General features: G+C 42.1%; 6 protein-coding genes. 3 read left to right on the top strand and 3 right to left on the bottom strand.

Features of this window, described 5'->3' with window-relative positions:
* Positions 1–11 precede the first annotated feature (11 nt).
* Both feoB and ABIN91_RS23850 read left to right on the top strand, forming a co-directional pair.
* Entirely contained in the window at positions 12–2126 is a 2115-nt protein-coding gene (gene feoB, locus ABIN91_RS23855; RefSeq protein WP_348054165.1) for a ferrous iron transport protein B, read from the top strand.
* A gap of 61 nt (positions 2127–2187) precedes the next feature.
* On the top strand, positions 2188–2799 hold the full coding sequence (locus tag ABIN91_RS23850; protein ID WP_348054163.1) for a SprT-like domain-containing protein: 612 nt from the start codon (positions 2188–2190) through the stop codon (positions 2797–2799).
* Here ABIN91_RS23850 and ABIN91_RS23845 read toward each other — a convergent pair.
* The 3 genes from ABIN91_RS23845 to ABIN91_RS23835 all read right to left on the bottom strand — a co-directional run bounded on the left by ABIN91_RS23845 (position 2796) and on the right by ABIN91_RS23835 (position 10322).
* Positions 2796–6365 carry a TraB/GumN family protein gene (locus tag ABIN91_RS23845; RefSeq protein WP_348054161.1) on the bottom strand — a complete coding sequence of 1190 codons (3570 nt, stop codon included), beginning with the start codon at positions 6363–6365 and terminating at the stop codon, positions 2796–2798. The genes ABIN91_RS23850 and ABIN91_RS23845 overlap by 4 nt on opposite strands.
* A gap of 43 nt (positions 6366–6408) precedes the next feature.
* Positions 6409–8385: a dehydrogenase E1 component subunit alpha/beta gene (locus ABIN91_RS23840; protein WP_348054159.1), complete on the bottom strand. Its 1977-nt coding sequence runs from the start codon at positions 8383–8385 to the stop codon at positions 6409–6411.
* A gap of 95 nt (positions 8386–8480) precedes the next feature.
* The gene (locus ABIN91_RS23835; protein ID WP_348054157.1) at positions 8481–10322 is read right to left on the bottom strand and encodes a hypothetical protein; all 1842 of its coding nucleotides are present in this window, start codon (positions 10320–10322) and stop codon (positions 8481–8483) included.
* A 185-nt stretch (positions 10323–10507) separates the two neighbouring features.
* On the opposite strand from ABIN91_RS23835, the gene ABIN91_RS23830 reads away from it, so the two are divergent.
* A complete protein-coding gene (locus ABIN91_RS23830; RefSeq protein ID WP_348054155.1) occupies positions 10508–11998 on the top strand; it encodes a MiaB/RimO family radical SAM methylthiotransferase in 1491 nt (496 codons plus the stop codon).
* Positions 11999–12023 lie beyond the last annotated feature (25 nt).

The raw sequence follows: 12023 nt of genomic DNA, 5'->3' as shown, positions 1-12023 counted from the left end.
TTGTTAAGAGGTTGAAAGCTGATATTCGAATTGCTTTAGTAGGGAATCCTAACACCGGTAAATCAACACTTTTTAACGTATTAACGGGGCTTAATCAAAAAATAGGAAATTTTCCGGGTGTTACCGTCGATAAAAAAGTAGGCTATGCCGAATTACCCGATGGCCGCACCGCCGAAGTGATTGACCTACCCGGAACCTACAGCCTATACCCCAAAAGTCAGGACGAATCCATCGTATTCTCGGTTTTAGCCGATAGGAGCAATGAGCTTAACCCCGACTTGGTTATTGTAGTTTTAGATGCTACCAATCTTAAAAGAAATTTACTGCTCTACACCCAGGTTGCCGATTTAAAGATACCTGTAGTGGTGGCCCTCAATATGATCGATATGGCTAAAAAAAGCAATATCGATATTGATATAGATGGCTTTGCTCAAAAGCTTGGTGTGCCGGTAATACCTATATCCGCGCGTAAGCTGGAAGGTATAGATCAGCTAAAGCAAACTATAAGCTTTGCCAACAAAATAGCCTTACAGCAGGATAGTATTGAGATAGAACCGATAGCCCCAACCTTGATCGCCCAGATCAAGCAAGAGCTTAAACTTGAAAACTCTTACTTCGCCCTGCAACTGGCACATCAGCACGAAACCCTGAAATTTTTAACCCCGGCAGAAAGTGACCGCATCGAAGTATTGGAAAAGGAGCACAGCTTCCATTCCCAAAAAGCCCAGGCAACAGAAACCATAGCCCGCTACAACTTCATCAACGATCTGCTTTACGATACCGTAAAAGTACCCGTTACCGCCGAAGACGAAACACTAAGCAACCGGATTGATAAAATATTAACCCATAAAGTATTTGGCTTTATCATCTTTATAGCCATATTGCTGTTCATCTTCCAGTCTATCTTCGCCTGGTCGGCCTACCCAATGGAATTGATTTCCAATGGCTTTGTATGGGTACAAGGTTTACTGCATAATCATTTACCCAATGGCCCGCTAACCAATTTACTGGTTGATGGCGTAATAGCCGGGTTGAGTGGCGTGATGGTTTTTATCCCACAGATCGCTATCCTGTTCGCGTTTATTTCTATTTTAGAAGATACGGGGTACATGAGCCGCGTTACGTTTATGATGGATAAGATCATGCGTAAGGTTGGCCTCAACGGTAAATCTGTAGTGCCGCTTATTGGTGGTTTTGCCTGTGCTGTACCATCCATCATGAGTACTCGTACCATCGAAAACTGGAAGGATAGGATGATCACCATATTGGTAACCCCATTGATCACCTGCTCGGCCCGTTTACCTGTTTATACTTTATTGATATCCTTAGTTGTACCTAACAAAAACGTTTGGTGGATCTTCAACATGCAGGGACTAGCCCTTACGGCGATGTACATGTTAAGCTTAGTATCGGCAGTAGTTGTAGCCTGGGTATTCAAATACATCCTGCGCTCACGCGAACGCGGTTACTTTATCATGGAGCTACCCGTATACCGCACCCCAAGGTGGAACAATGTTTTGTTAACGATGTATGATCGCTCTAAAACCTTTGTACTCCAAGCCGGAAAGGTGATCATAGCTGTATCTATCATCCTTTGGGTGCTGGCATCCTACGGTCCGGGAAAACGTTTCGATAACATCGATAACAAATACAAACAGATACAAGCCACCCAAAAAATACCAGCCGATAGCCTGAACCGAATGATAGCGACCGAAAAGCTCGAAAACTCATACGCCGGTATGCTGGGCCATGGTATAGAGCCAGCTATTCGCCCATTAGGTTTTGATTGGAAGATAGGTATTGCCCTGGTAACATCATTCGCCGCCCGCGAGGTTTTTGTGGGTACCATGGCAACCATTTACAGCGTAAATGGCGATGGCGATAATATTCAATCCGTTCAGGAAAAAATGCGTAAAGCCACAGATCCACAAACCGGGCAGCCGGTATTTACCTTAGCCGTAGCCATGTCGCTCATGATGTTCTATGCTTTCGCGATGCAGTGTGCCAGCACGGTGGCCGTAGTCTATCGGGAAACCAAAAACTGGAAATGGCCCGCCATCCAGTTTGGCTACATGACGGTTTTGGCTTATGTAGCCAGTTTTATTACCTATCATTGGTTAAAATAAATTGCATTCGCATTATTTGAGCCTCTCCAAAAATTGCTGATATTTGATGTAGAGGTAAAAATTGGATAAAGTAAAAGTTTTAGCGCAATATCTTCCACCTGATGCGGCCCCGCTCATCAGCCGCTGGATAGACTATTTTGTTTGCGAGTTTAAGGTATCCCGCAACCGTGGTACCAAGTTTGGCGATTACCGTCACCCGTACGGTGACAAGGGCCATCGCATCTCCGTAAATTACGATCTGAACCCGTACGCCTTCCTGGTAACCACCGTACACGAGTTTGCCCACCTGCACACCTGGAATGAACACAAAAACAAAGCAAAACCCCACGGTACCGAATGGAAGGCCAACTTTAAACGCATGATGCAACCCTTTTTCGAAAAGGAAATATTCCCGCCGGATGTTAAGCAAGCCATCACCAACTACTTAAATAACCCCGCTGCATCCAGTTGTTCCGATCTGAATTTGTACCGCTCCCTGCGACAATATGATGCTCAAAAGGAATCAATAGTCACGGTAGAAAAGCTACCTGCAAAAGCCGTATTCAAATTGAAGGATGGGCGGGTATTCCGATTAGAAGAAAAAGTGCGCAAGCGTTACCGCTGTGTAGAGATCAGCAGCAAGCGCTTGTATTTGTTTAGTCCTGTGGCCGAAGTGGAGTTGGTGCAGGATTAATGAATTTCCCCATTATTTAGTGGTTTATTGGCGGCTAACTGTTTTTTCAATTTCGGAATTAATTTTGTTGCCTGCAATTGCCAGTTAACTTTTTTTGCTTCCCAAGCGGTATAGGTGTTATCCACACCAAATTTAAGTTGAGCAAAACCCGGCTTAAACGGACCAACTATACCCAGATAATTTGTCTTTTCATCATCAAGGGGGCGGGTAAATTTAAACGCGTAATACAACATGCCTCCGCTAATAACATTTCCCAGGGGCGTTATTTTTTCGGGGTGGTTATCATCGTCATCCAGGGTGTACTGGTATAGGCATAGGCTGGCAAATTCATCCTGTTTTTTATATTTCAGAGGTATTTTGGTCAGTTGTTTTTCTTCGTACAAAGCCTGCATCATATCATACCTGTTAGCTATACTGTCCATCAGGATATTCAGCACTATTTGGTTAATGGGCAGGTGGTTTTTTATCCGGGCTATAGCCGCTTCAGAAACTGTTCCGCTTCGTGGATTTGCCTGTATGATTTTTGCCGTAAAGCTATCCGCTAAAGATTCGTTCTTTATCTTGATTATTAACCTTAAATAATCATAAATCGGTGATAACCAATCGCTATAAGTACTATCTTTTTCCAATAAATATTTATTCAGATCGTTGTTGGCATACTTGGTTATGATGTTGAAATTAGTTTTTAGCAAATTGTAGTACAAGTCTTTATTCTCATCATATAGCATCATGGATGTGAGGTGCAAAATCTTCTTTCGATACTCAGTATTGCTTAACAATGGCAGCAAACTATTAAAATTAACCGCCGCGTATCCCACGGAATCGGTTAACGGATTAAATACCTGGTAGTAATAATCATTCACCTTTAAAGCCGGGGTTGTAGTAAGCATCTTTAAATAAATATCATATCCCGTTTTTTTGTCAACCGCTGGTATGGTTGCCATAATATCAGCTCTCAGTCTGTCTTTACCGTCTGTAGCGGCAAATAGTGTTTGCAGGTTTTTTACGGTTTCGCCATCGTTCACATCTTTAAGGTTCTCTATCAGTTTTGAGCGCGTTCCGTTCCGTAAGGAATCATCGGCATAATTGCTTTGCAGTATTTTATAAACCACAGGCAACTCATTTTTGTTAAACTTATAGTATGATAATGCTCCTTTGGCTGCGTTAAAAATAGTAGTATCTGTTGATGTGAGATCTGCCCTTATTTTTTCGGCTTTTGATGATGACAGGTTGAAGCCGCTGTAATATTTTACAGCCAGGGAGTTAAAAAAGGTTTGGAATGCTTCACTGGTCTGTTCTTCCTCATTGGTGTGTGAGCTCAAAAAATAAACGTAGCCATTATCTATCAGTAAACCTTTAGTTTGTTTAATGCCGGTGCTTTTAGTTTGTACCACATATTTAAGCCCTTTTTTACCGTTAAAGCTAATGGTGTCAACTTTAAGTATAGTATCTTTATAGTTAACAAGGCGCTTCATTATTTTCCTGTACAACGAGTCGGTATCTTTAATACGATAGTAATCGCTTATTTTAGAATACTCCACTCCGTATGATCCACCTGAGTTTGGATTGGTACAAAATGCGCTCACATTGTTTGTAAGGTAAGATGTGGTTTCAAGTGTATCTGTTGTTACTATTGGTTTAGAAGGGAGTTTGATGCCAAATCTTCCGTCAGCTGGGCTATAGTTATAATATGCAGGTTGTTGGTAAGGCGTAAGTTTAAACGAGCTGAAAAAATCATCGTTGATTGGGGTTGTGGCATTTTCGGCAAGGTTCTCTTTCAATAAAAAGTACATCCGGTTCCCCCTAACATACATCCTGGTCTCGGTATAATATTTATCCGACAACATTATTTTAAACTCACGACCTTCCACACCGTCTAAGTAAATGGTTTTCGCATTTCCTAAAATTTTTCCCTTGGTTGCAAATTCGCCGGCCATGGCATTAAATAAAGTATTTTTATCTGCAAGATAATTGCCCGCCGGGTAATCGTTATAGCGTACTATGTAAACCCCCATAGCAAACTTATCCTGTGCCATATACATATTAATGGTAAATGGCGGACCATTTTTTTGGTTAGGGTTGGGTATGTCTTTTGTTACAAACTGGGGCTCATCGGGCAGGTTTACTTTAAAAGCCCCTGGCGTGTTATTATAGGCTATCCACGCTTTGTTTTTAGGGGCTTCTGGTTTAATGCTTTTAAATGATTCAAAAAAGCGCTCAGCAAAAGGCTGATTCAAATTCTCCAATTTATTACCCACATACAGGCAGTAAAGTATATTGTTAACCACCCTAATTTGCAACCGCAAAAAAAGCTGCCCCTTTTGTATCGAAAAATCGGTAACCTGCTGCCCGTTTTGCAATACCGTTTTTTTATTGAGCATTACATAATTTGAGTTTTTAGTATAGTTATCAATAATGTTTTTGATCACCTCATCTGCATGGGCGGCAGTGCTTTCATTACTTTTCGGTATGGCATATGTGCCGTAATAAACCTCGTTGGTCATATCCGGATAAACCACAACATCTAAACCATCCTGAGTTTTGGTGAGCATGGTTAAGCCAGGTGTTTCCATCGAATACCCCCTCTCTTTATCGGTGTAGGTTTCCCAATGCATTTTGTTATAATCAACCTTAAAACCATCGGCAACTCCGGTAAAAGTGGCATTTTCAGCAGTTACTGTGTAACCCTCTTTCCTTAATAAGGCGATCAGGCCATTCTTGCCGGGCAAATGCGCAACCCCAACAGCTACAAAAACACTTTGTGTGGCCATCTCGCCAATCATGCTATGCAGCATAACTTTATTACGGGCTATAAAAGCATCGTTTAACAGCTCGTCGTTTTTAATAAAATTTAATACAGCCTCAATGCTGCCGGTATTGTAAATTGTGATCAGTTTTTCTTTGTAGGCGTTTTCTAACGAGTCGTTTAAATCTACAAGGTTTTCTAACTTGCCTTTCAAATCTTTGTTATCGCCATACAAAGTGTTAACCTGATCTTCAGATTTTTCGAGCCCGTATATTTTTTTATTCATGGTACGGGCTATGCCATATAAATAGGCATCCACAAAAGTTTGTTTATCATCCGGTTTATCACGTGGATGCTTTAACAGCGATTCAACCTTCATCGGGTTAACCTCGTCAATCGAATACCCGTTCTTCTCCTGAAAACGTTTGGCCAGCACATTATAATCAACTTTGTTTAACAGGTTTTTTACCTTTATCGATGTATCGGAAGTTTCCAGTTTGGCAAATACAGCGCTTACAAGGGTATCTGGGTGTACTTCAAGCGCGAAAGCATCACATTTACGGATCGAAACCATAACCGAGTCACTGAACCCGAAAGCCCGTTTGTCTTTAACGTGCATAGTGCCAAATAAATACGAAGGTTTGGTAAGGCCCTTGCCACTTATTTTCCAAAGCAGATCATAACTATTTTTTTGCTGAGCAAAGCCTGTAAAAGCCGAGATTAAAAGTATAAATACAATTAAGAAAACCGGGATTGGAATTTTTAATAATGAGATATATTTGGAATGAATTGATTGTGCTAAGCGTAAAGATTTGGTCATATATAAGATGGCAGTGTGTCTCCTAAAATAAATGAATATTTATTTAATATCCTAATAACCTCTCCATCATTTCACCCAACCTCGCTTTAGCCAAAAACTGGTCTTCCAGATCTTTATTCATCGGGATGGCGGTATCCAAACTTGCGCATCGCATTATTGGCGCATCCAAATAACTAAAGCAATGCTCGGCAAGGTGAGCGGCTATTTCAGCACCAAAGCCGCAGGTTAAAGTGTCTTCATGTAAAATTAATGCCCGGCCTGTTTTCTTTACGCTTGCTTCAACGGCTTCTTTATCCCAGGGTTGTAGGCTGCGCAAGTCGATAATTTCTATGGATAGATGGGGATTGTTTTCGGCGTATTCAATAGCCCAATGCACACCCAGCCCATAGGTGATTATCGTGGCGGTATCACCGGATTGGATAATTCTGGCTTTGCCTATTTCGATAGTATAATAATCATCCGGAATATCTTCGCTCAAACTGCGGTACAGGTATTTATGTTCAAAATAAATTACGGGGTTTGGATCTTCTATCGCGGCAAGCAACAAACCTTTGGCATCTGTTGGAAAGGCTGGGTAAACCACTTTCAATCCCGGTGTTTTGGTGAACCATGCCTCGTTACTTTGGGAGTGGAATGGGCCCGCGCCTGTGCCGGCACCTGTTGGCATTCTGATCACTACATCTACATTCTCTTGCCAGCGGTAATAGGTTTTAGCCAGGTTATTAATGATCTGGTTAAAACCGCAGGTTGCAAAATCGGCAAACTGCATTTCCATAACCGCTTTGTATCCATTAATGGAAAGCCCCATAGCCGCGCCCACAATGGCCGATTCGCAAATAGGGGTGTTGCGTACCCGTCCGGTTCCAAACTCTTCTACAAAACCTTGCGTTATTTTAAAGACACCGCCGTATTCGGCAATGTCCTGCCCCATAATAACCAGTTTGTCAAACTTGCGCATCCCCAAAAGCAAAGCTTCGCTTATGGCATCAAGGTAGCGTTTGTTGGTTTTGTTGTTGGATGGTTGAGAGGTTGGAACGTTGTAAGGCTGATACATATCTGCCACCTCGGTATCTATATTCGCTACAATATCTGTTTCATTAAAAACTACTTCAACTTTTTCTTCTACGCGGCTCTTAAATTCGGTTTTAATTTGTTGAATGGTGACAGTATCAATGATTTTTTGATCCAGTAAATAGTTTTCAAAATTGCTCAGCGGGTCTTTATCCTGCCACTCGTCAAACAAATGCTGCGGTACATATTTAGTTCCGGATGCTTCTTCGTGGCCACGCATTCTAAAGGTCATGCATTCTAATAAAACAGGGCGGGGCCTAACTCTAATTTCCTGTGCTATCTCATCAATGGTGTGGTAAACTTCCAGTATGTTATTACCATCAATCTTGCGGCCTTCAATACCGTAGCCAATGGCCCGGTCTACTAAGTTTTTGCAGCGGTATTGCTCATTGGTAGGGGTAGAGAGGCCGTAGCCATTATTCTCTATCAAAAATATCACGGGCAAATCCCAAACGGCGGCAACGTTTATCGCTTCGTGAAAGTCGCCTTCGCTTGTCGCGCCGTCGCCCGTGAATACCAAAGTTGCTGCCTGCTTCTTGCTCAATACATCAGCTAAAGCAATACCATCGGCCAACGCCATTTGTGGGCCGAGGTGTGATATCATGCCGATGATCTTATATTCCTGAGTGCCAAAATGGAACGACCTGTCGCGCCCCTTGGTAAAGCCCGATGCCTTACCCTGCCACTGCGCCATCAATCGCGTAAGCGGAATATTGCGTGTGGTAAAAACACCCAAATTACGGTGCATGGGCAAAATATACTCATCCTGATGCATGGCCAGTGTGCTGCCTACCGCTATGGCTTCCTGCCCGATGCCCGAAAACCATTTGCCAATGCGGCCCTGTCTTAAAAGGATCAGCATTTTCTCTTCAACCAAACGCGGCCATAACAATGCCTTGTAAAAATTGAGCAAGGTGGCATTGTCTAAGTTTTTCCGGTCGAAGATCATAAAAGTAAAGCTACATCAATTTCTAAAACTTTTTATCTTGACAGCTTGCTAAGTAACTTTTATGAATTGTGATGTTTGAGATTCTATCTTCAGGTTTAGTTTACCGGAATTTGTTGTTGCTGTTGTTTTTTAAGCTCTTTTTCTTGTCGGTTCAACTCCCTGCGCTGGCGACGTTCGGCGCGGTGTTGTTTTCTTAAAGCTTTTTTTGCGGCACGCTCTGCCTTGCCTTGCTGAAAATCGTTCATCTTTTGCTTAACGGTTTGCTCTGTGCTAGCATCATACCCTGCACTGCTTTTTATACCTGAAAACAAGGATTTCCACATGTAAGTAAATATCGACTGTGTTTTCTTTCGCGCATAATTTACCCTGAAAGACCGTGGCGGAGCACCATCATAAGTAGGGTTGTTACGCTTAATAACCAAAGCATTGGCCAATAGTGAAAGGATACCCATCTTCTTCAGCGTATTCTCATCGCCCCTTTTTAAAACAGATATCTTCAGATCGTTATACAAAATCCTTACGTTACCCCTGGCTTGGGTTTTATCGGCCCGCATGTCAAAATCCAAACTGTTTAACTTGCCCGATGCTATTTTTACCATGCCCAATGGTGCCGCTACCGGGTTTACTTTGCGCAGGTCCATAGGGTTCATGTGCCCTTTGTAGGTAAAAGATGCGTTGGCATCGGTTAAGTTTAGGGCAAGTTGTACGTTCAGCTTGCCATAGTTCATCAAAAAGCTCTCAAGCTGGGCGGTAGCCATATGGTTTTTTGATAATGCCGCTTTATTATTAGTTACATTGAAAATATAACCACTGGTACTGGTGAAACTAACCGTGCCTGATTGCTCCGAAAGCTTGCTGTACTCGGTATAAGCGATATTTATTTTATTAGTGTGGATGGTATCTATCTTAACATCAGTTTTAAAATTAGCCAGTAAAAACTGGGGGAAGTGACTGGCCCTGTCGCTAAGGGTATCATTGGGCGCGGGGTTATCAAATACATGGAAGCCGCCATGGCTTAAGGTTAATTTTGAACCATGTATTTTATGGTATTTGCTATAGCTCTTGAAATCGAAATTGTTTAACTGTAACGAATCCAGCTTTGCGCTAAAGCAATCGGCTTTGCTGGTTTTAAAAAATTCTTCGGGCGTTTTAACAGATGCGAAACTCATTCCCGTTACATTTAATTGGGAGCTTTGGGTTGAGAAGCTGAGGCTGTTTATTTTGTAATGATAGTTGTTATCATCGGTGGTAGCTTCGTAATTATTGAGTTGTACACCTACATCTTTTGAAAATAAAAACCGCGATTTATCATATTGAGATACCGAATCCAGCAAAAATTCGGTGGCGTTAAAATTCAGATCATCAATTGCAAAAGAATATGGTTTATTAATGCTGTGATCAACATATTTAAATTTCACATCACTCAGCACAATACTTTTAACATGGGCCGATTTTAAAACTTTGGAAATAACCTGATAAGGGAATTTTATATTGATCACCGTATCCTGATCCCGGTTTTGCTCATAGTCGACCCGTAATGTTGGCGAGCTGATGATGATCTGGTTAATGTCTAAATTTTTATAGTAAAGCTGTAAGGGATGAACATGATCAATAACCAGGCGCTTGATCTGCAGATCGTATAAACTATTGGGGGCAAGATTATGCTTTTTACGGCGATTATAAACCGCCATGTTTGGCTTTAGTTCAATGTTTTCGATCACGATGCGGCCGCGTAAAACGCGCAGCTCAGCATTAGAGAAGTTCACCGAATACAAACTATCTGTACTGCTTAAAACAGTGGCCCGTATTTTATCAGCCAGAATTGGCGACCAGTAAAAATTGAGCAGGCAACCCAGAATGGAAATGATAACGATAGCCGATAGCGTTACATAGAACGTTATTTTTTGCCATCGCTTTTTAAAAAAATTAGAAGCCATTCGTCAAACTGCTTAAACCGCAATATATCTATTTGCATTCAAATATGAGCTATTTATTGGTGTAAATACTCATAAATGGCTTAAATTAACCTGTTTAATAGCCTATAACTGTAATTTAAAAATACTGCCATAATGGCACTTAAATGTAATTATTTATGTATTTTTGCACCTCAAAGTTTTTATAAATGATAGAGCTGGAATTGCAAAGCAAAACACACGACGAGGAAAGACAGGGAGAGGCTTTAATGCTGGAGATTTTGCCGGAGAAAAATAACGGTCGTAAATTATATATTGAAAGTTACGGCTGCGCCATGAACTTTTCGGACAGTGAGATCGTTGCCTCCATATTATCCGAAAAAGGTTTTGTAACCACCAACGATTTTAATAATGCCGATGTGGTATTCATCAATACCTGCTCCATCCGCGAGAATGCCGAGCAGCGTGTGCGTAACCGCTTAAACGAATTTAAGGGTGCCAAACGTAAAAACCCCGGTATGGTGGTTGGCGTTTTGGGTTGTATGGCCGAGCGCTTAAAGGCGAAATTTTTAGAAGAAGAAAAACTGGTTGATGTAGTGGTTGGCCCTGATGCTTACCGCGACCTGCCGAATTTGATAGAACAGGTTGATAGCGGACAGCGCGCGGTAAACGTATTGCTATCCCGTGAAGAAACCTATGCCGATATTAGTCCGTTACGCTTAAATACCAATGGCATTAACGCTTTTGTATCTATTATGCGTGGTTGCGATAATATGTGCTCGTTCTGCGTGGTACCTTTTACCCGTGGCCGTGAACGTAGCCGTGATGCGGTATCGATAGTTGCCGAATGTACCGATCTGTTTAACCAGGGATACCGCGAGGTAACTTTACTAGGTCAAAATGTAGACTCGTACAAATGGGCGCCTCACCCCGCCCTCTCCAAAGGAGAGGATTCTGATAAGCCGGGTGCAGAGAAAGTCCTCTCCTCTGGAGAGGATTTAGGTGAGGCTACTGTAAACTTTGCCGGATTGCTGGAAATGGTTGCCCTGATCAATCCTGATCTGCGCGTACGTTTCTCAACATCGCACCCAAAAGATATTACCGATGAGGTGCTTTATACCATTGCTAAATACGATAACATTTGTAATTATATTCACTTGCCGGTACAATCGGGCAACAGCCGTGTGCTGGATCTGATGAACCGTACCTATACACGTGAGTGGTATATTGATCGTGTAGATGCTATCCGCAGGATCATTCCGGAATGCGCCATATCAACCGATGTGATCACCGGTTTTTGTACCGAAACTGATGAGGAGCACCAGGATACGGTAACTATGATGGACTATGTGCAATACGACTACGCCTACATGTTTATGTACTCTGAGCGCCCCGGAACTTTGGCTGCTAAAAAGTATGCAGATGATATTCCGGAGCCTATAAAAAAGGCACGTTTAGAAGAGATCGTAGCTAAACAGCGCCAATACTCGCTTGTTCGTTTACAGGCACAATTGGGTAAGGTTCAAAAGGTATTGATTGAGGGTTACTCAAAAAAATCTGATCAGGATTATTGTGGCCGCAGCGATCAAAACGCGATGGTTATTTTCCCGGTTGACGAAAGGTTTAAACCGGGCCAGTACGTGAATGTAATGGCTGAAAGATGTACAAGCGCAACATTGATGGGCAAGATAGTTGATTAAGTAAGACTCAAGAATCAAGAGCCAA

Origin of the sequence: Mucilaginibacter sp. (assembly GCF_039921305.1) — a bacterium.
Taxonomy (GTDB): Bacteria; Bacteroidota; Bacteroidia; order Sphingobacteriales; family Sphingobacteriaceae; genus Mucilaginibacter.
The sequence above is the reverse complement of the archived record's forward strand: the minus strand, read 5'-3'. Positions and strand labels throughout refer to the sequence as shown.

Bases quoted from the DNA above. Each gene is read 5' to 3' on its own strand.
- ABIN91_RS23845 (WP_348054161.1), bottom strand. From the start codon at position 6,365: ATGACCAAATCTTTACGCTTAGCACAATCAATTCATTCCAAATATATC.
- ABIN91_RS23840 (WP_348054159.1), bottom strand. From the start codon at position 8,385: ATGATCTTCGACCGGAAAAACTTAGACAATGCCACCTTGCTCAATTTT.
- ABIN91_RS23835 (WP_348054157.1), bottom strand. From the start codon at position 10,322: ATGGCTTCTAATTTTTTTAAAAAGCGATGGCAAAAAATAACGTTCTAT.
- ABIN91_RS23830 (WP_348054155.1), top strand. From the start codon at position 10,508: ATGATAGAGCTGGAATTGCAAAGCAAAACACACGACGAGGAAAGACAG.